This window comes from Streptomyces sp. NPDC104761 (genome assembly GCF_055583445.1).
In genome coordinates, this window is sequence record NZ_JBVJNZ010000005.1 from 373,376 (window position 1) to 392,909 (window position 19,534).

At 71.8% G+C, this 19,534-nt stretch carries 17 protein-coding genes and 1 pseudogene; 5 read left to right on the forward strand and 13 right to left on the reverse strand.

Annotation, left to right across the window (positions count from 1 at the left end; translation table 11 throughout):
- Positions 1-22: 22 nt before the first annotated feature.
- Together ACZ63F_RS17195 and ACZ63F_RS17200 are read right to left on the reverse strand one after the other, a co-directional pair.
- Positions 23-346 (reverse strand): hypothetical protein, encoded by a 324-nt coding sequence (locus tag ACZ63F_RS17195; protein ID WP_469711868.1) that lies wholly within the window; start codon positions 344-346, stop codon positions 23-25.
- A 121-nt stretch (positions 347-467) separates the two neighbouring features.
- Entirely contained in the window at positions 468-770 is a 303-nt protein-coding gene (locus ACZ63F_RS17200) for a WXG100 family type VII secretion target (protein ID WP_093499785.1), read from the reverse strand.
- Between the two features lie 241 nt (positions 771-1,011).
- Here ACZ63F_RS17200 and ACZ63F_RS17205 point away from each other — a divergent pair, with 241 nt between their 5' ends.
- On the forward strand, positions 1,012-5,589 hold the full coding sequence (locus ACZ63F_RS17205) for an FtsK/SpoIIIE domain-containing protein (protein WP_469711869.1): 4,578 nt from the start codon (positions 1,012-1,014) through the stop codon (positions 5,587-5,589).
- A gap of 34 nt (positions 5,590-5,623) precedes the next feature.
- On the opposite strand, the gene ACZ63F_RS17210 is transcribed toward ACZ63F_RS17205, so the two are convergent.
- Complete coding sequence (locus ACZ63F_RS17210) at positions 5,624-7,303, reverse strand: serine/threonine-protein kinase (RefSeq protein ID WP_469711870.1); 1,680 nt, start codon at positions 7,301-7,303, stop codon at positions 5,624-5,626.
- 151 nt (positions 7,304-7,454) lie between these two features.
- Complete coding sequence (locus ACZ63F_RS17215) at positions 7,455-8,303, reverse strand: menaquinone biosynthetic enzyme MqnA/MqnD family protein (protein WP_469711871.1); 849 nt, start codon at positions 8,301-8,303, stop codon at positions 7,455-7,457.
- Positions 8,304-8,620: 317 nt separating this feature from the next.
- Between ACZ63F_RS17215 and ACZ63F_RS17220 the strand changes: the two genes are divergently transcribed.
- Complete coding sequence (locus ACZ63F_RS17220) at positions 8,621-8,824, forward strand: cold-shock protein (protein ID WP_003992177.1); 204 nt, start codon at positions 8,621-8,623, stop codon at positions 8,822-8,824.
- A 93-nt stretch (positions 8,825-8,917) separates the two neighbouring features.
- Here the strand turns inward: ACZ63F_RS17220 and ACZ63F_RS17225 are convergent.
- Both ACZ63F_RS17225 and ACZ63F_RS17230 read right to left on the reverse strand, forming a co-directional pair.
- A pseudogene (locus ACZ63F_RS17225) lies at positions 8,918-9,220 on the reverse strand (cupin domain-containing protein); the annotation flags it as partial.
- Between the two features lie 171 nt (positions 9,221-9,391).
- A complete protein-coding gene (locus tag ACZ63F_RS17230; protein ID WP_469711873.1) occupies positions 9,392-10,252 on the reverse strand; it encodes an NmrA family NAD(P)-binding protein in 861 nt (286 codons plus the stop codon).
- 91 nt (positions 10,253-10,343) lie between these two features.
- Here ACZ63F_RS17230 and ACZ63F_RS17235 point away from each other — a divergent pair, with 91 nt between their 5' ends.
- On the forward strand, positions 10,344-11,066 hold the full coding sequence (locus ACZ63F_RS17235; RefSeq protein WP_469711875.1) for a TetR/AcrR family transcriptional regulator: 723 nt from the start codon (positions 10,344-10,346) through the stop codon (positions 11,064-11,066).
- 37 nt (positions 11,067-11,103) lie between these two features.
- On the opposite strand, the gene ACZ63F_RS17240 is transcribed toward ACZ63F_RS17235, so the two are convergent.
- From ACZ63F_RS17240 to ACZ63F_RS17250, 3 genes are all read right to left on the reverse strand, one after another.
- Positions 11,104-12,297: a cytochrome P450 gene (locus ACZ63F_RS17240; protein ID WP_469711876.1), complete on the reverse strand. Its 1,194-nt coding sequence runs from the start codon at positions 12,295-12,297 to the stop codon at positions 11,104-11,106.
- A gap of 26 nt (positions 12,298-12,323) precedes the next feature.
- Positions 12,324-13,307 carry a DUF1259 domain-containing protein gene (locus tag ACZ63F_RS17245; RefSeq protein ID WP_469711878.1) on the reverse strand — a complete coding sequence of 328 codons (984 nt, stop codon included), beginning with the start codon at positions 13,305-13,307 and terminating at the stop codon, positions 12,324-12,326.
- 177 nt (positions 13,308-13,484) lie between these two features.
- Positions 13,485-15,413: an AMP-dependent synthetase/ligase gene (locus ACZ63F_RS17250; protein ID WP_469712058.1), complete on the reverse strand. Its 1,929-nt coding sequence runs from the start codon at positions 15,411-15,413 to the stop codon at positions 13,485-13,487.
- 463 nt (positions 15,414-15,876) lie between these two features.
- Here ACZ63F_RS17250 and ACZ63F_RS17255 point away from each other — a divergent pair, with 463 nt between their 5' ends.
- Positions 15,877-16,728, forward strand: a complete 852-nt coding sequence (locus ACZ63F_RS17255; RefSeq protein WP_469711880.1) for a MaoC family dehydratase — start codon at positions 15,877-15,879, stop codon at positions 16,726-16,728.
- Positions 16,718-17,119 (forward strand): hypothetical protein, encoded by a 402-nt coding sequence (locus ACZ63F_RS17260; RefSeq protein WP_469711882.1) that lies wholly within the window; start codon positions 16,718-16,720, stop codon positions 17,117-17,119. The genes ACZ63F_RS17255 and ACZ63F_RS17260 overlap by 11 nt, the downstream gene beginning before the upstream one ends.
- A 13-nt stretch (positions 17,120-17,132) precedes the next feature.
- On the opposite strand, the gene ACZ63F_RS17265 is transcribed toward ACZ63F_RS17260, so the two are convergent.
- The 4 genes from ACZ63F_RS17265 to ACZ63F_RS17280 all read right to left on the reverse strand — a co-directional run bounded on the left by ACZ63F_RS17265 (position 17,133) and on the right by ACZ63F_RS17280 (position 19,412).
- Positions 17,133-17,771 carry a TetR/AcrR family transcriptional regulator gene (locus tag ACZ63F_RS17265; RefSeq protein ID WP_469711883.1) on the reverse strand — a complete coding sequence of 213 codons (639 nt, stop codon included), beginning with the start codon at positions 17,769-17,771 and terminating at the stop codon, positions 17,133-17,135.
- Between the two features lie 47 nt (positions 17,772-17,818).
- Positions 17,819-18,118 carry a DUF4229 domain-containing protein gene (locus ACZ63F_RS17270; protein WP_351957457.1) on the reverse strand — a complete coding sequence of 100 codons (300 nt, stop codon included), beginning with the start codon at positions 18,116-18,118 and terminating at the stop codon, positions 17,819-17,821.
- A gap of 90 nt (positions 18,119-18,208) precedes the next feature.
- Entirely contained in the window at positions 18,209-18,733 is a 525-nt protein-coding gene (locus ACZ63F_RS17275) for a GNAT family N-acetyltransferase (RefSeq protein WP_469711884.1), read from the reverse strand.
- Positions 18,734-18,761: 28 nt separating this feature from the next.
- Complete coding sequence (locus ACZ63F_RS17280; RefSeq protein WP_469711885.1) at positions 18,762-19,412, reverse strand: UdgX family uracil-DNA binding protein; 651 nt, start codon at positions 19,410-19,412, stop codon at positions 18,762-18,764.
- Positions 19,413-19,534 lie beyond the last annotated feature (122 nt).

Consider the following 19,534-nt stretch of genomic DNA (forward strand, 5'->3'; position numbering starts at 1 on the left):
CACTCGTCGGCCCGGGGCCGCGTCACTTCGCGCCTCCAGTGGGACCCAACGGCTTGGCATCCGTTCCGCGCAGGGCGTCAGCGAGTTGGTGGTCGATGTCCTCGTAGCCCTTCGCCGCGGCGGCGAGGATCTTCGAGAGTCTCTCCAGTTCGTCCAGCAGACGCCTGCGGTGGACCCGCCAATTGTCGCCGAAGTCGTCGAAGACGTCGACCAGACCCTGTTCGCCGAAGACGGGCACCCCGAGCCCCTTCGCCGGATTCGCGTTGTCGGCGAACTCCTTGTGGATCCTGGAAAGCGAGCGGGCGCTCTCCTTGATACGTGCGAGATCAGCGGTCTGATCCGACACAACTACCCCCTGTTCCCCCGTCGGGAAAGCTCAGGAAACGTCCACGCAGAGACCGTCGGTGCGATGGCCGACTGCTCCATCGCACCGACGTGACTCGTCACATGCCGAGGTGACTGGGTGACTAACCCTTGGCCTGCTTCGCCAGGGAGTCGTCCAGCTGCTCGTACGCTTCCTTGGCCTTCTTCAGGAAGTCGGACAGGCCGTGCAGGCCCTGGATCGTCTTCGTCGCGCCCTTGGTGAAGTCCTTCATGGAGTCGTCGTACGCTCCCGAGGCCTTCTGGGTGGTGAAGCCGTTCTCCACCAGGGCGGAGACGCGCTTCTCGACGTTCTTGATCTTGTCCTCAAGCTCGTGCATGTCCTTGATCAGGTCGCCAGCGACCTTCTCCATCTCGGCATATGTGAGATCCGTGTCCTTGCCGGCCATGACGGCTCCCTCCCGTTCGTGTGGCCTCAGGGCCTTCCCCCGTGGCACCGTTCGCGCGGATCCTTGGCCATGACATGGCCGTCCGCACGAGCAAAGATCCTACGGGGGTGACGCGTGCGACCGCACGGGCCTTGTGCGGCGGAATCGTGAAGCGCACACATCCCGTTGCACCCGGGAAAGAGCGGGCGGCTAAGGTCACTTCCAGTGTGTTGGGTGCTCTAGGTGTGTGGGGGGACGGAACGTGCGCCTGAGTCTGACCGTCGTCGACCCGGTCGGCGGTGCCAGCGCCGACGTGGTGCTCGACGCGGATCCCGAGTCCACCGTCGGAGACGTCGCGAGGGAGCTGGCCCGGCAGGTCGGTCTGGGATATCCGGACCCCGGCGAGGGCGGCGCCCAGGTCATCCCCATCGGCGCGCACCGCCAACAGGCCGCCGCAGTACAGGCGTCCGGGCCGCTCGCCTACGTCGACGGGTACGCCCTCGACCCCGCCGCCACCGTCGTCGGGTCGCCGCTGCGTGACGGAGTCGTCGTCAGTCTGCACGATCCCGCCGGGTGTCTGCTCGGTGAGCCCACCGGAATCGTCGAGTTCCGGGTCGCGGGCGGTCCGGCCGCCGGCGCCGTGCACCGGCTCGGCGTCGGGCGGTACGACATCGGCACCGGGCCCGCCTCCCACCTCCGCGTCGAGGACCCCGAGCTGCCCGCCCGCGCCGCCACCCTCACCATCGCCATCGACGGCACCTGCAAAGTCGCGATACACACCGAAGACGCCCGGCTGGACGGGGAAACGGTGCAGAGCGAGGGCGACTGGCCCCTCAACTCGCAGCTCGCCCTCGGCAACACCCTTCTGGAGATCACCGGGTACTCCCCGCCCAACGCCGCTCTCAAGTGGTCCGACGACGGTGCCGGGCTCGACTACAACCGGCCGCCGCGGCTGCGGCCCGCCGACCGGCAGACGCACTTCTCGCTGCCCAACCCGCTCGGTGACTACGAGGCCCGGCCGCTGCCCTGGCTGATGGCGCTGCTGCCGCTGGTGGGTGCCGTCGTCTCCGTGCTGATGTTCGGGCGCTGGTACTACCTGATCATGGCGCTGATGAGCCCCCTCATGCTCTTCGGCAACTACTTCATGGACAAGAAGCACGGCCGGAAGTCCCACGCCAAGCAGCTCAAGGAGTACAAGGAGCACAAGCAGCGGATCGAAGCGGAAGCCCAGGAGGCGCTGGTCGCGGAGCGGTCCGAGCGGCGGGCCGCGGTGCCCGATCCGGCCGCCGTGCTGACGTACGGCACCGGGCCGCGGACGCGGCTGTGGGAGCGCCGGCGTACCGACGCCGACCATCTGCTGATCCGGTTCGGCACCGGTCGCGTGCCCTCCGAGGTCGAGCTGGACGACCCCGAGCAGGACGAGCACAAGCGCAAGGTCCGCTGGTACATCGAGGACGCCCCGGTCGGTCTCTCGCTGCGCGACCTCGGGGTGATCGGGGTCGCCGGCCCCGGCGACTCGGCGCATGCGCTGGGGCGTTGGGCCGTCGCCCAGACCGCCGTCCTGCACAGCCCCATGGACGTGCAGTTCTACGTCCTCACCGACCACGACGCCGGTGACCGGTGGGACTGGGTGCGGTGGCTGCCGCACTCCCGGCCGGCCGGCGGCCAGGACGTGAACGTCCTCATCGGCACCGACTCCGAGACCGTCGGCGCCCGCGTCGGCGAGCTCACCCAGCTCCTCGACGGCCGGCAGAAGGCCCTGCAGAAGGGCGGGCGGGGCAAGACGGACGGCCCGGCGTTCTCCGACCCCGACATCGTCGTCGTGTGGGACGGGTCGCGGCGGCTGCGGTCCATGCCCGGTGTCGTACGGCTGCTGAAGGAGGGGCCGGGCGTCGCCATCCGGTCCATCTGCCTCGACGAGGAGGAGCGGTTCCTGCCCGGGGAGTGCCAGGGGGTCGTCGTCGCCGAGCCGCGGGCCGGCAGGGAGACCACTCAAGCGGCGCCCGTGGCGCAGCAGGCCGTCGGCGGGTTTCCGTCCTTCCAGGCCTGGCATCCGCAGAGCGGCGGTGGCGGTGAGGAACAGGCGCCGCAGGACCTTGAGTTGCGGCTGCGCGTCGAGCAGAGCGGGGCGCTGCGCAAGCTGAACGTGCGGCCCGACTTCGTCTCCGCCGCCTGGTGCGGCCGGCTCGCCCGCTCGCTCTCCCCGCTGCGCGACATCAGCGGCGAGAGCGAGGACTCCGCCCTGCCCGCCGCCAGCCGGCTGCTCGACGTGCTCCAGCTGGAGCCGCCCACGCGGGACGCGATCGCCGCGCGCTGGCGGATGGGCGGGCAGTCGACGATGGCGGTCATCGGGGAGTCGTACGACGGTCCCTTCGGCATCGACCTGCGGCGCGACGGGCCGCACGGCCTCATCGCCGGTACCACCGGTTCCGGCAAGTCCGAGCTGCTGCAGACCATCGTGGCCGCGCTGGCGGTCGCCAACACCCCCGAGAACATGACGTTCGTGCTCGTCGACTACAAGGGCGGCTCGGCGTTCAAGGACTGCGTGAAGCTGCCGCACACCGTGGGCATGGTCACCGACCTCGACGCCCACCTCGTGGAGCGGGCCCTGGAGTCGCTGGGGGCGGAGCTCAAGCGGCGCGAGCACATCCTCGCCGCCGCCGACGCCAAGGACATCGAGGACTACCAGGACCTGGTCAGAAGAGACCCGTCCCGCTCGCCGGTGCCCCGACTCCTCATCGTCATCGACGAGTTCGCGTCGATGGTGCGCGACCTGCCCGACTTCGTCACGGGACTTGTCAACATCGCCCAGCGAGGGCGGTCGCTCGGCATCCACCTGCTGCTCGCCACGCAGCGGCCCTCCGGTGTGGTGTCGCCCGAGATCCGCGCCAACACCAACCTCCGGATCGCGCTGCGCGTGACCGACGCCGGTGAGTCGACCGACGTCATCGACGCGCCCGACGCCGGGCACATCGCGAAGAGCACACCGGGACGGGCGTACGTCCGGCTCGGGCACGCGTCGCTGATCCCCTTCCAGTCGGGGCGGGTCGGGGGCCGGCGGCCGGGGGCGGCTGACCCGGCGACGCTCGCGCCCTGGGCCGGGGCGCTGTCCTGGCAGGACCTCGGGCGGGCCGCGCTGCGCAAGCCGAAGTCCGAGGCGAAGGAGGACGACGAGATCACCGACCTGAAGGTGCTCGTCGACGCCGTCCGCGAGGCCAACACCGCCCTGCGGATCCCCGCCCAGCACTCGCCGTGGCTGCCCGCCCTCGACGACATGCTGCTGCTCGACGACGTGCCGGCCGTGCAGGCGCAGGGCGCGCTGCCCGCCGCCCCGTACGGTGTCGAGGACCTGCCCGCCGACCAGGCCCGCCGTGCGGTCGCCGTCGACTTCGCGACCTTCGGGCACCTCATCATCGCGGGCGCCCCGCGCACCGGACGCTCCCAGGTGCTGCGCACCATCGCCGGTTCGCTGGCCCGCACCAACTCCTGTGCGGACGTGCACCTGTACGGCATCGACTGCGGCAACGGCGCGCTGAACGCGCTGACCCGGCTGCCGCATTGCGGTGCCGTCGTCGGCCGCAACCAGACCGAGCGGGTGGAGCGGCTCATGGCCCGTCTCTCGGGTGAGCTGAGCCGCCGACAGGAGCTGCTCGCGGACCGGGGGTTCGCGGACATCGGCGAGCAGCGGGCGGCCGTGCCGGAGGCGGAGCGGCTGCCGCACATCGTGCTGCTCCTGGACCGCTGGGAGGGCTGGCTGCCCACCCTCGGCGAGCTGAACCACGGCGATCTCACCGACCAGATCATGGTGATGATGCGGGAGGGCGCGAGCGTCGGCATCCATCTCGTCCTCACCGGTGACCGGCAGATCCTGGCCGGCCGGATCTCCTCCCTCACCGAGGACAAGTACGGTCTGCGGCTCGCCGACCGCGCCGACTTCTCGATGCTGGACATCAACTCCCGCAAGGTTCCCGAGGAGATCCCGCCCGGCCGCGCCTTCCGCAGCGAGACGGCCGCCGAGACGCAGTTCGCGCTGCTCTCCGCGGACACCACCGGCCAGGGGCAGAACGCGGCGATCGTCGCGATCGGCGAGGCGGCCGAGGCCCGCGACGCCCAGGTGGAGCGCTCCCGGCGCCCGTTCCGGGTGGACGTGCTGCCCAGCCGGATCTCCTTCGAGGACGCCTGGGCGATGCGCACCCCGGCCGCGGCGGCCGCCCCGCTGTGGGCCCTGGTGGGTGTCGGCGGCGACGAACTCACCGCCTTCGGACCAGACCTGGCTCAGGGCGTACCCGCTTTCGTGATCGGCGGGCCCGCCAAGTCCGGCCGTTCCACTGCCCTGTTGGGCTTCGCCCGCTCCTATCTCGCCAACGGTGTACGGATCGTCGTCGCCGCGCCCCGGCAGTCGCCGCTGCGTGAACTCGACGGGCGGGAAGGCGTGCTGAAGGTCTTCACCGGGCGGGACGTGGACGAGGACGAGCTGACGGAGGTGCTGTCGTCGGCGTCCCCGGCCGAGCCCATCGTCGTGCTGGTCGACGACGCCGAGGTGCTGGACGACTGCGACGCCGAGGACGTCTTCAAGCGGATCGTGGAGCGCGGCACCGAGGAGGGCCTCGCCGTCGTCATCGCCGGTGACGAGGACGAGATCTGCGACGGCTTCTCGGGCTGGCAGGTCGACGCCAAGAAGGCCCGCCGGGGCGTCCTGCTCTCCCCGCAGGAGTCCGGCTCCGGCGAGCTGATCGGCATCCGGACCACCAGGGCCATGGTGGGCGGCCCGATCCAGCCCGGCAAGGGCATGCTGCACCTGGGCAGCGGGGAGCACGTCACGGTGACGACCCCGCAGTAGCCGTACGACGGGGGCCGACGGGCCGAGGAGGGGCTCAGCCCCCCGTCTTCGACATCACCGCCACCGGGTTCCCCTCCGCCGAGCTGTCCGACGTGTAGATCAGGTCGCCGTCGCTCGGGGTCAGGTAGACGGTGTTCGTGCCGGGGTCGCAGCCGTCGTGGTTGCCCTCGACGCCGGTGGAGGAGGCGACGAGCCGGGCCGCCGTCACCGACCTCAGGGTGAGGACGTCCGTGCAGACCCCGCCCAGCTGGTCGGTCTGCCGCAGGCGCCCCAGCTCGTGGCCGACCGCCGCCTGTTCGACGGTGACCCGGAAGGTGCCGATGGGCAGGTTGCCGGACAGGGCGGTGGCCGAGCCCTGCCAGGTGCCGAGATAGGCGGCCGGGATCTGCCCGCCACCGGAGGCGGACGACGAGGGCGACTTGGCGGCGGCACCCGAGTCACTGCCCCCCTCGCCGCCGTCGGCCCCGGAGAACGGCTTCACCAGGAACCCCACCCCGACGGTGACCACCGCCAGCGCGGCGGCCACGGCGAGGGCGACCGTGCAGCTGACCCGGCGGCCACGCCCGCCCTCCCCCGGTACGGCGGTCGCCGCGACGCTCACGGACACCTTGCCGGGCTTACCGGGCGCCCCCTCCGGCGTCGCCGCGTCCCGCGGCTCCGGTACGACGGCGGGTACGGTCTCGGGCGGCACCGCCGGCTTCGGTACGACCGCGGGCGGCACCGTCGGCGGCGGTCCGAACTCCCCCGCCACCGAAGGGGTGCTGAGCGGCACCGGCCCGGACGCCGGTACCGCGGCCTGCCCGACCCCCGCGGCCTCCGTGACCTCCAGGTTGAGCACCTCCACCGCGCTCCGGCTCACCCGCTCCACCAGCGCGCCCGGCAGCCACCCGCCGGCCACCAGCCGTGCGGCGCCCTCGGGAGCCAGCCGCCGGGCCACCTCCGCCGGGGCCGGCCGGCGCCCCGGCTCCTTCGCGAGGCAGGCCTCGGCCACCTCCCGCAGCTCACCGCCGAGCGAGCCGAGTTCGGGCTCCTCGTGGACGACCTTGTAGAGGAGGGCGGCCGAGGAGTCCCCGGGGAACGGCGGCGCCCCGTTGGCCGCGTACGCCAGCACCGCGCCGAGGGAGAAGACGTCCGCGGCGCCCGTGGCACCCTTGCCGAGGATCTGCTCCGGGGACATGTATCCGGGCGAGCCGATCGACACCCCCGACGACGTCAGGGACGCCGTGCCGTCCGTGGCGCGGGCGATGCCGAAGTCGATGAGGAGCGGCCCGTCGAGGGTCAGGAGCACGTTCGACGGCTTCACGTCCCGGTGCACGAGACCCAGTTCGTGCACCGCCGCCAGCGCCTCGGCGAGCCCGGCGCCGAGCGCCCGTACCGTGTGCGCGGGCAGCGGGCCGCCGTCGTTCACGGCCGCCGTCAGGGAGGGACCGGCCGCGTAGGCGGTGGCGACCCAGGGCACGGGGGCGTCCGGGTCGGCGTCCAGGACGGAGGCCGTCCAGGCGCCGCCGACCCGCCGCGCGGCCTGCACCTCGCGGCGGAAGCGGGCGCGGAACTCCTCGTCCAGCGCGAAGTGCGGGTGCACGATCTTGACGGCGACGGAGCGGCCGCCGGCCGAACGGCCCAGATAGACGCGGCCCATGCCGCCGGAGCCGAGCCGGCCGAGCAGCCGGTACGGCCCGACGGCCGTGGGTTCGTCGCCCGCGAGCGGCAGCATGTGCCCTCACCCCCCAGAGAGTTCGGCAGCAGCCTATTCGCTCCGCGGGTGGTGCGGTTCTTTTGGTGCGGGCCGGTGGGGGCTGGTCGCGCAGTTCCCCGCGCCCCTTCGGGGCGCTCCTCTTACGGGGCGTTCCTCTTACGGGGCGCTGTCACGGCGTCAGCAGCTCGACCCTCACGTCCGCCGCGAACCCGGTCGTCGGGCCCACCCGGCGGGCGAACTCGGCCACCGCCGCCAGCTGGGGCGCGCCGAAGCTGAAGTCGAGGGTGGTGAAGTACTGGGCGAGGGTCGCCTCGTCGAAGGCCTCCCAGCGGGCGGCCTGTTCGGCGACCTTGGCGACCTCCTCCAGGGAGAGGTCGCGGGAGTCGAGGAAGGCACCGTGCACCTCGCGGGTGAGGTGTGGCTCGCGTTCCAGGTAGTCCCGGCGGGCCGCCCACACCGCGAAGACGAACGGCAGGCCCGTCCACTCCTTCCACAGCGCGCCGAGGTCGTGGACCTCGAGGCCGTAGCGCGGGCCGTCCAGCAGGTTGGCGCGCAGGGCCGCGTCGCCGATCAGCACCGCCGCGTCCGCCTCCTGCATCATCAGGCTGAGGTCGGGCGGGCAGGTGTAGTAGTCGGGCTGGACGCCGTAGCGGTCGGCGAGCAGCAGCTGGGCGAGGCGGACCGAGGTGCGCGAGGTGGAGCCGAGGGCGACCCGGCGGCCGTCCAGCTGGTCCAGCGGCACCTGCGAGACGATCACGCAGGACATCACCGGGCCGTCGCAGCCGACGGCGATGTCCGGGAAGGCGACCAGGTCGTCGGCGTTGCGCAGGAATTCGACGAGAGTGATGGGCCCGATGTCGAGGTCGCCGCGCACCAGCTGCTCGCTGAGCTTCTCAGGGGTGTCCTTGGTCAGCTCGAAGTCGAGGAGGGTGCCGGTTCTCGCGAGCCCCCAGTACAGGGGCAGGCAGTTCAGGAACTGGATGTGGCCGACGCGCGGCCGGGTGCGAGAATTGTCCACATCGCGAGACTAGACCCCATGGGGTACGGTGCTGGGACCGCCCCCACCCCTGGAGCTCCCACCGTCCCCCCGGTCAACCCGCCCTCGGGGGCATTCAAACGTCCGGGTGACGTGATCTTGGCCTCTGTTGCATTCGGCTGCCCACATGCTAGGCTCGCCGCAAGTTGCAGTTTGGTTTCCCTTGCAGTACAGAGCCTGCGGAGCATGTAACCGCGGGCTCTCGTAGTTTTCAGACATATGCAGTTGTGCGGCACTTAGTTTGTTTTCACACTTGCAGGTTCTGGAGCAGGGCGACCCTTTGGGCCCAAGGAGGGCTTATGGCTACCGGAACCGTGAAGTGGTTCAACGCCGAAAAGGGCTTTGGTTTCATCGCCCAGGAAGGCGGCGGCCCCGACGTCTTCGTCCACTACTCCGCGATCAACGCCAGCGGGTTCCGCTCCCTGGAGGAGAACCAGCAGGTGAGTTTCGACGTCACGCAGGGCCCGAAGGGTCCGCAGGCGGAGAACGTCACCCCCGTCTGATCCCAGACAAACCAAGTCTGATCGCAGACTGAGTGCAGTACCCAAGGAGCCCCGCGCCGTCAGGCGACGGGGCTCCTGCCTTTTCACCGCCTCCTACACGTGCTGCATGACCAGCACGAACGTGGTGCCGGGCGCCAGCGCCTCGTACATATGCGGAACATCGCCGCGATATGTCAGGTAATCACCGGGGTTCAATTCGACGGTTTCTCCGCGCGGCCCGGCCTTCACCTGCCCGCTGCATACGACCAGGTGCTCGACCGTTCCGGGAATGTGCGGCTCGGACTCCCGCGCCACGCCCGGCTCCATCCGCAGGTGGTAGACGTCCCGGCGGACGCCGGGCGGACTGGACGACAGCAGGGTCGCGGCGAAGTCGGCGCGCTCCGACGCGACCGTTGGCGTCACCGGGCGGGACGTCGGCAAGACGGTGTGGGCCGAGCTCGCGCTCTAGGCCGGGAACCCACGGGGGCATCCGGTGACGCTGGGCTTCCTGCGGCGGCGTAGACCCGCGGCCACGCGATCAGCCCGTCCTCCCGGACGTGAGCAGTCCGCCGCGCGACCGGTGGCGTCCTAGGCGAGCCGCTCGCGCAGCAGCGTACGCACGGAGACGGGTTCACGGCCGAGCAGGTGGGCCAGCGCGGGGCCGGGGGTCGCGAACTCCCCCTCGCGGGCGGCGGTGAAGATGCCCAGGAGCTGGTCGGCCGTCTCGGCGGGTACGCCGCCGGCCACCAGGTGGGCGCGGAACGTCGTGTCCGGTGCGGTGGTCCGGGTGACGGTACGGCCGGTGAGCTCGCTCGCGAGGGCGGCGAGGTCGGCGAAGGTGAGCGCCTCGGTGCCCGTGAGCGGGGGCGTCGGTCCGTCGAACCGGTGTTCCTCGTCCGCCAGGATCACCGCCGCCGCCTCCGCCAGGTCGGCGTGCGCCGTCCAGCAGACCGGGCCGTCGGCGGGCAGGGCCACCTCCCCGGTGGCCAGGCCCGGGGCGAGGAAGTCGAGTCCGCTGGCCGCGTGGAAGCCGTTGCGCAGGGAGGTCCAGGGGACGCCGGAGGCGGCGAGGGCCTCCTCCGTGGCCGCGTGGTCGCGGCAGGCCTGGAAGCGGGAGGTGGGGCTCGCGCCCATCTGGGCGGTGTAGACGATCCGGCGGGCGCCGGCCTCGACGGCCGCGGCTATGGCGGTGCGGTGCTGCCGTACGGTCTCCTCGCCCATCCGGTCGACGGAGACGAGCAGTATCCGGGTGGCGCCCTCGAAGGCGTGCGCCAGGCCGTCGGGTTCGGTGAAGCTGCCCTGCCGTACCCGCACGCCCCGGTCCGCGAGGGCCTGCGCCTTCTTCGGGTCGCGGACGCTGACGCCGACCCGGTCCGCCGGTACGCGGGCCAGCAGCCCCTCCACGATCCGGCCGCCGAGCTGTCCGGTGGCTCCGGTCACGATGATCACGATGTCCTCCGACGATGGTAGTAACAGCGGAAACATCGCAACGATAACATCGATACTAACGATGGAAGCAAGCAGGCGATATCATTGATACATGCCTTCCGGATCACGTGACCCGAACACCGTCGGCGGCCCCGCGCCCGACACCCGCCAGCGCGTCGTCGACGCCGCCATCGGGCTGCTGGAGCGGGAGGGCCGGGACGCCGTGACCACCCGTGCGGTCGCCGTCGCGGCGGGGCTCCAGCCCCCGGCCATCTACCGGCTGTTCGGCGACAAGGAGGGGCTGCTGGAGGCGGTCGCCGAGCACGGCTTCGCCGCCTTTCTCGCGAGCAAGCGCATCGTCCCGGACCCCGAGGACCCGATCCAGGACCTGCGGGACGGCTGGGACCTGGCGGTCCGGTTCGGCCTGGAGAACCCGGCGCTGTACTCGCTGATGTACGGCGACGTCGCACGCAGCGACTCGCCGGCCTTCCGGACCGGGCTGGAGATCCTCCGGAACCGGGTCCGGCGGCTGGCCCTCGGCGGCCGGCTCCGGGTCGGCGAGGCCCTCGCGGCCAACGTCATCCACGCCACCGCCCGCGGCGCCGTCCTCACCTGGCTGTCCATGCCGGAGACCGACCGCGACCCGGCCCTGCTGACCACCCTCCGCGAGGCGATGGTCACGGCCATCACCACGGAGGAACCCGCCGTACGCACCGCCGGCCCGGCCGGGGCCGCCCGGGCCCTGCGCGCCGGCCTCCCCGACCAGACGGCCCTCAGCCCGGCCGAACAGCACCTTCTGGGCGAGTGGCTGGACCGCCTGGCCGCGGACGCCTGAGGCACCGCCGGACGACGGGCGCCCGGCGGTGTCCCGGCTACCAGGCCACCGGCAGCTCCAGCGGGAACCGGCGGATGGTCTCGGTGTCCCAGCGGACCTCTTCCGGGCGCACCGCCAGGCGGAGCGTGGGGAAGCGGTCCAGGAGGCGTTCCAGGGCGACCTCCAGTTCGGCCATCGCCAACGGCACCGCGATGCACCGGTGGCCGCCCCAGCCGAAGGTCATGTGGGGAGCGACGGGACGGTCGGGCACGATCTCGTGGGGGTCCGGATAGCGCTCCGGGTCGCGGTTGGCCGTCAGGTAGGAGACGTGGACGAAGTCGCCGCGCCGGATGACCACCCCGTCCATCTCGACGTCCTCCAGCGCCACCCGGGGAATGCCCACGCCCTTCCGGAAGGGGATGTACCGGAGCATTTCGTGGATGAAGTCCGTCAGGTCCTTCCGGTGCGCGCGGGCGTACTCCAGCAACTCCGGGCGGGTCAGCAGCAGATACACGATGTCGCTGATCTGGCAGGTCGCCGTGTCCTGGCCGCTCAGCGTGAACGTCAGTGCCAGGACGGCCAGTTCCCGGTCGTCGAGCTGGTCCGTGCCGTCCCGTGCCTCGGTGAGCACGCTGATGATGTCCGGACCGGGGTTCTTCCGGCGTTCGGCGACGAGCTCGGTGAAGTAACCGGTCAGGTCCTCCTTGGCCGCGCGTGCGACGTCCCGGTTGCCCGCGCCGACCACCAGCAGCCGCTGGACCTGCTCCTGCATCCGGGGCCACTCGGCGCGGTCGATGCCCAGCAGGTCCAGGATCGTGTGCTGGGGAAGGGGGTCGGACAGGTACCGGACCAGGTCGGCCGGCTGACCGGCGTCTTCCATCTCGTCCAGCAGCCGGTCCGTGAGGAGGCCGATCCGGCCCCGCATCCGGTCCACGTGGCGCGGGGTGAAGGCCTGGCTGGCCAGGTGCCTGATCCGCCCGCTGTGCGGCGGGTCCATCACGTTGATCGACTCCGGGGAGACGATCGGCTCGGCCGTCATGCGCGGATAGTCGTACTGGATGATCGCCGCCCGGCTGAACCGGGGGTCCGTGGTCACCTGCTTCACCGAGTCGAACCTGGTGACCAGCCAGGCGTCCGCGTCGCCGTACGGCAGCCGGATGGTGGCGAGGGACTCACGCTCCATGAAGCCGGCCAGGGCCGGATCGAAGTCGAGGGCCTCGCTGTAACCGAAGGGACAGTTGATCGCCTGCACGTTCTTCTCCTTCGTCGGTCGGCCGCTCAGTGGAACGGCACGACGTTGGTTGCGTGGACGGCGGCGCGCAGGTCCTTCGCGAGCCGCACGGCGTCGCCGATCGCCCAGTAGTGGAGGAAGAACAGGCGCGGCTCGTCCATCAGGTTGTGGTGGTGGAGCTCGACGATGCCGACCCCGCCCTTGCGCAGGAGCTTCAGGACCGGCTGGACCTCGTCCGCGGTCATCACGAAGTCACCGTTGACCGCGGCCCTTCCCCGGCCCAGCGGCTGGAAGTTGATGGTGGTCACCGAGCCGAGGCCGGCCGGCAGGATCATGTCGCCGTCCACGATCTGTTCGGCGCGCGCCCAGACGCTCTTGTAGACGCCCTCGTCCTGGGAGCCCTTGCTGCCGAAGGCGTCGTCGATGCCCTTGGTGTCCAGGTCGAGCGTCGGGGTGGTGGGCGACCGGTCGGGCGGGGTGCCCGTGCGGTCGAAGGCCTTGCGCAGCCCCTTGGCGATGGGTACCGGGTCGTGGCTGTGGGCGTGCAGGTGCAGCCACCACAGGGCCGGCTGATGGGAGAGCAGATGCTTGTGCACGGCGTTGATGGCGATGTCGTGCTCGAGGAGCGCGTCGGTGAAGCCGTCCAGTTCGTGCTCGGTGACCACGGCGTCGCCCATCAGCAGATGGCTGCCGTCCTTGTACCGGACGAAGGCGGTGTGGGTGCCGAGGGCCAGCGCGGTCTCGATCCGCACGCCCCGGGAGACCACCTTGAGGTCCCGGCGGGGCAGGCCGGTGTGGTACATGTACCGCTTCATGTCGCCTGGCCGCCCCAGGACCTTGGTCACGTCCGCCCAGTCGGCGAGCTGGGTCAACTCGGGTTCGACGAGGGTGCGCGGGTGCCCGTGGGAGAGGGCGCGCGCGGGCGGGATCCCCGCGCCCGCGAGGACGGGTGCCACGGCACCCGCGGCGAGGACGCGGCGACGGGTGGTGGCCGGTCTGGGGTGGGTTTCCTGCTGCCGGTCGTCAGCCATGGTGCACCTCCTGGCGCGATGGAATCACGGGTTCCGGGCGGGTCCCGTGATTTCATCGCACCAGTGGGGCCAGGTGGACCAACGCAAATCACCTGGCACGGAGCGGGAGCACTCTGCGTGGCCGCCGCGGAACACCGTCCGCGGCGACCGCGGAACACCTTCCGCGACGGCCGCGGATCACTTCGCGTACAGAGCCTCGATCTCCGTCGCGAAGTCCTTCATGACCGCCTCGCGGCGCAGCTTCATCGACGGGGTCAGATGCCCGGCCTCCTCGGTGAAGTCGACGGGGAGCATGGCGAAGCGCCGGATGGACTCGGGGCGGGAGACGAGCTTGTTGGCCTCGTCGACGGCGCGCTGCAGGACGGCCAGCAGATCGGCGTCGTCCATCAGGAGCTCGGGCGGCACCGGGTGCTTGCCGTTCATCTGGCGCCAGTGGGTGAGGCCGTCCCGGTCGAGGGTGATGAGGGCGCTGACGTACGGCAGCCCGTCGCCGACCAGCATCACCTGGGAGATGAGGGGGTGTGAGCGCAGCCAGTTCTCCAGCGGGGCAGGGGCGACGGACTTGCCGCCGGCCGTGATCAGCATCTCCTTCTTGCGGCCGGTGATGGTGAGGTAGCCCTCGTCGTCGAGTTCGCCGAGGTCGCCGGTGGCCAGCCAGCCGTCCCGGGTGGCGGGGACGACACCGCCGGCCGCCGGGTCCCAGTAGCCGCGCAGCACGTGCTCGCCGGCGACCAGGATCTCGCCGTCGGCGGCGATCCGGACCTTGGTGCCGGGCATCGGCCAGCCGACCGTGCCGAGGCGGGGCTTGAGGGGCGGGGTGCAGGTGGTGGCCGCCGTGGTCTCGGTCAGGCCGTAGCCCTCGTAGATCTCGATGCCGGCCCCGGCGTAGAACGCGGCGAGGCGGCGGCCCAGCGGGGAGCCGCCGCAGATGATGTGCCGGACGCGGCCGCCCATGGCGGTGCGGATACGGCGGTAGACGAGCGGGTCGTAGAAGGAGCGGGCGGTCTTCAGGGCGCGTCCGGGCCCGCTGCCGGTGCCGGTCTGCTTCGCCTCCAGCGCCTCGCCGTAGCGCTGCGCGACCCCGGTGGCCCGGTCGAAGACGGAGACCCGGCCGCCGGACTCCGCCTTCGCCCGCGCGGTGTTGAAGACCTTCTCCAGCATGTACGGGATGGTGAGCAGGCAGGTCGGTCTGAACCCGGCGAGGTCCGGGAGCAGGTCCTCGGCCTTGAGGCTGGGGGCGTGGCCGAGGCGGACCCCGGCGCGGACGCAGGCGATCGCCACCATGCGGCCGAAGACGTGGGACATGGGGAGGAAGAGGAGGATGGAGACCTCCTCGTCGTTGCGCGCCTTGAAGATCGGGTAGAGGAGTTCGATCGCGTTGTCGACCTCGGCGAAGAAGTTGCCGTGCGAGAGGGCGCAGCCCTTGGGGCGGCCGGTAGTGCCCGAGGTGTAGATCAGGGTGGCGAGGGTGTCGGGGCCCAGCATGCCCCGCCGGACGCCCACCTCGCCGTCCGGCACCGGGGCGCCGGCCTCCGCGAGCCGGTCCACGTGCCCCTTCTCCATCACCCACAGGTGCCTGAGGTCGGGCAGCCGGTCGAGTTCGGGGCCGAGGGCGGCGGCCTGCGCGCTGGTCTCGGTGACCAGGGCGACGGCGCCCGAGTCGTGCATGATCCAGCGGGTCTGGAAGACCGAGGAGGTCGGGTAGATCGGCACGGTCACCAGGCCGGCCGCCCAGGCGCCGAAGTCGAGGAGCGTCCACTCGTACGTCGTCCGGGACATGATCGCGATCCGGTCGCCCGGCATCAGCCCCTCCGCGATCAGCCCTTTGGCCACCGCCAGCACCTGCGCGGCGAACTGAGCGGCCGTCACGTGCTCCCAAGGGCCCTCGCCCCCGGCCGACTTGCGGCTGAGGACCACGGCACCCGGCTCCGCCTCCGCGTTCTCGAACGGCAGGTCGGCGAGCGAGCCGTGCCGCACCGGCGGCGCGAACGGCGGTACGTACGCCTCCCGGACCACCCCGTCCAGCCGCTGCACGAGGGGCTCGACCAGGATCGGGTTCCCGTCGTAGTCCGTGGCCTGGATCGCCGCGCCGGAGGAGACGGGCATGGCGTTCGGGTAAGAGGACGTGGACACGGGGCGGCTCCTCGGGCGTGCAGCGGTGAACTGCTTGCTGCATGACGTACGTGCCTCGCGCACCGAGGCGTTCACCGGCACCGCCCCTCGGAAAGGGGTTACCGGCGGTTCAGGCTGGAGATCGTACGGGGCCGCTGTGGCGGGCTTGTGGGTTTTCGGGGGTTGTCCGGGGACGGGCCTGTGCAATCCCGGAGGTTACGTGAGGGTCCTTCACGTTCGGCCCGTTTCCTCGTACTTGACAGCTGTGACATAGGCTTACCTACGGTAACCTTACTCTAGAGTCAGGAAATGGGCGAGATGGGGGGCGTCGGCAACGTTTCAAGCTGCGGGCGCGTCGTGGCTGGTCGCGCCCACGCGGCGGCAGCCGCATGTCAAACACAGCCCCGCGCCCCCAAAGGGGCGCGCCTTCGGCACCGGAACGTGAAAGGAAAGCCCTGTGATCACCCTCGGCAGCCCTCCTTCTCTCGGGCCTCTGCTCGTGGGCGGAGCGCTGCGGTCGCCCTTCAAGAAGCCGGGCGCCGATGCCTCCTTCCCCCGTACCCACCTCGTACTGCCGGGCGTCCGCCCCGACCTCGAAAAGCTCGCCGCCTACGAGCGCGTCTGCGGCTTCGCCACCGGGGAGGACGGGCTGCCGGTGACCTATCCGCACGTGCTCGGGTTTCCGCTCGCGATGCGGCTGATGAGCGCGCGGGAGTTCCCGTTGCCGTTGCTGGGGCTGGTGCACACCTCCATCGAGATCGAGCGGCATGCCGAGCTCCCGGGCGGCGGTACGTACGACATCGCGGTCCACGTCGAGGAGTTGAGGCCGCACCGGCGGGGCACCGAGGCCGTCGTCGTGACCGGGGTGCGGGTCGGCGAGGACGTCGTGTGGGAGTCGCGGAGTACCTATCTGGCACGGCACCGCACGCGGCACCCCGGGCAGCACCCCGGCGAGACGGACCGGGAGGAGCCCGGCCGGCCGCTGCCCGTCGTCGAGGAGTGGCGGATCGCCGGGGACGTCGGCCGTCGGTACGGGGCCGCCTCCGGGGACCGCAACCCCATTCACCTGTACCCGCTCACCGCCCGCCTCTTCGGCTTCCCCCGGGCCATCGCGCACGGCATGTGGACCGTGGCCCGGTGTCTGGCGGCGCACGGGGTGCCGACGGCGGCCGTCGTACGGGCGGAGTTCCGGGCGCCGGTGCTGCTGCCGGGCACGGTCGCATACGCCGCCGCGGACGGCCGTTTCCAGTTGCGGAGCGGCGACCGGGTGCACGTGGCGGGCAGCGTGCACCCGCGCGTTGCCCAGTGATCGGCCAACCGGCTGCCTCGCCTCCTGGGACGACATCGACGCGGGCACGCTCCCGCAGCCCGGCCCGGAGTGGGCGGCGGCCCACGGCATCGGCAGGAGCGACCCGTACGCCACGGCCCGGGCCCGTGTCACCGAACTGCGCGCCGCCGGCCCCCTGCGGTCGCTGCGCCCGTACTACACGCCGCAGACCGCCGGCATCTACCTCACCGGCATCCTCCGCAGCAACGGCTTCGACGAGCAGGGCCGCCCGCTGCCCGTGGCGCCGGGGGCCGGCGGCCGGGGCCGGGTGCGGCCGGCCGTACGGCGGGTCGCCGGGCGGGGCGCCAAGAAGCTGTACCACGTGGGCCACCGGCGACTGGCGCCCGCGCTGCGCCGCTGGGGCGCCGTGTGACGGACCGGGCCGGTCACGGCGGCGACCACGGCCGGCCCTCCATCAGGTCGCCCAGGCCGGCCCAGGCGAAGTTCATCAGGGTCGCGGCCGCCTGGCGTGCCGTCACTCCCGGGGTGGCGTTGGCCCAGGTCGCCAGGGACTCGGCCGCGCCCACCAGTGCCTCGGCGAGGCCCGCGACCTCGCCCTCCGCCAGGTCGGGATCACGGTGGGCGGCGCGGGCGGCGGCGACGATGAGCTGGGTCACGAACGCGACGATCTCCTCGCGCATCGCGGCGGCCTCGGAGGCGAACCGCTCGCCGTGCGTACGGGCCTGGAGGTGCAGCACCGACCAGCCGTCGGGGTGTTCGGCGGTGTGCGTGAAGAACGCCCGCAGTCCGTCCCAGAGCTGCCGGTCGGGGGGCAGAGCGCGGTCGACGCCGGCGCGGACCGCCTCGGTCAGGGCACCGGCCTCACGGCGGATGCAGGCCGTGAACAGGTCGTCCTTGGAGTTGAGGTACAGGTAGACCAACGGCTTGGAGACACCGGCGAGTTCGGCGATCTCGTCCATCGACGCGGCCATGTAGCCGTGCTGGCCGAAGGTCCGCACGGCGGCGTCCAGCATCTGCCGCTCACGTACCGCGCGCGGCATCCGCTTGGTCTTGACGGTCCCCATGGGACAAAGCCTAGTTGGCGCCGCGACCGCGGGAGTCGCTCAGGAGCTCACGAGGAGGTCTGGGCCTGGTCCGCCGCATCGACCGCCGCGTCCTCCTGGCTCCGGTTGGCCTCGATGTTGGCCTGCATCCGCTCGACCCGCTGCGCGACCTGCACCGAGGCGCGGTCCCGCTCCTTGCGCAGCACGACGAAGCTGATCGGCGCCGACAGGACGAGGGAGAGCAGCAGGACCCACAGGAAGTTGGAGTCGCCGAAGCCACGCGGGAACGCGCCGGCGTAGACGAGGCCCCAGACGACGAGGAGGCAGCCCGCGAAGATACCGAGGCGCATCAGCGTGTAGCGGAGCATCTCAATCCAGTCTTCCGATGACGAAAAGGGGCACCGTCCAGTGAAGCACGCCGCGGGGCGGATCTTTCACCGGGGTCGGGTGGGGCCGGGTCATGTCAGCGGGAGCAGCATGGTGATGTCGTCGCGGTCGTCGCCGGGGGCGACGCGGACGGCTGCGGGGACCCGGCCGACCTCCTTGTAGCCGCAGGAGCCGTAGAAGTTCTCCAGGCCGAGGCCGCCGCGGCAGCTGAGCCGTATCGCGTCGATGCCGTCGAAGCCGCGGGCGGCGTCGGCGGCGGCCGCGAGGAGGTCGCGGCCGTAGCCCCGGCCCTGGTGCCTCGGGTGCACCATCACCGTGTACAGCCACACCCAGTGCGTCATCAGCCGGTGCGTGTTGAAGGAGAAGAAGGCGGTGGCGGCGACCTCACCGGCCTCGTCGTGCCCGACGAGCAGGCGGTGGCGGCCCTCGGCCATCGCGACGAAGTGCCTGACCAGCTCCGGCCGGATCTCCTCGGGGGTCACGGGGGCGACGAAACCGACGGCTCCGCCGGCGTTGGTCACGTCCGTCCACAGGTCGAGGATGCCGTCGCGCAGGGCCGGGGTGATGGCGGGGTCGAGCGTGAAGGTAAGGGGCACGGCCGCATCATATCTATTACGCCGGCGGTCACGACAGTGCTCTGGCGGCCACTTCCAGGTCGGCGACGAGGCCCTGGTACGCCTGCTCCCGGTCGTCCGCGCGCAGGACGGAGGAGGGGTGGACGGTGGGCACGAGCCGCGCCGGCCGGTCGTGGATCTCCCGCTCCAGCACGGTCCCGCGTACCTCGCCGACCCGGAACGACGATCCGAGCAGCGCCTTTCCGGCGGTGGCGCCGAGGACGACGATCAGCTCCGGCGCCACGACGCTCAGCTCGGCTTCGAGCCAGGGGCCGCAGGCCGACATCTCGCGCAGGGTGGGGGCCTTGTGGATGCGGCGCTTGCGGGTTGCGGCCCAGGTGAACTTGAAGTGCTTGACCGCGTTGGTCACGTAGGCGTCGGCCGGGTCGAGGCCGGCCTCCTCCAGGGCCTTGCCGAGCAGGCGCCCGGCGGGCCCGACGAAGGGCTCGCCCTGCCGGTCCTCCTGGTCACCGGGCTGCTCCCCGACGAGCATCACCCGGGCGTGCGCCTTGCCCTTCCCGAAGACGGTCTGGGTGGCGTCGCGGTGCAGGGGGCAGCCACGGCAGTCGGCGGCGGCCCGCCGCAGCGCGGAGAGGTTGAGCCGCTCGGGGAGGAAGGGGGTGGCGGTGTACGCGTCCTCCGGAGCGCCGGTGGTGGACATGGGGGCCGGGTACCCGCCGTGACGGGTGCGGAGTCATGCCGGCTGCGGGTGCACGGGTGCGTCTCGCGCAGTTCCCCGCGCCCCTGGAAGAAGGGGCGCTGCAGTGCGCGCCCCTTCAGGGG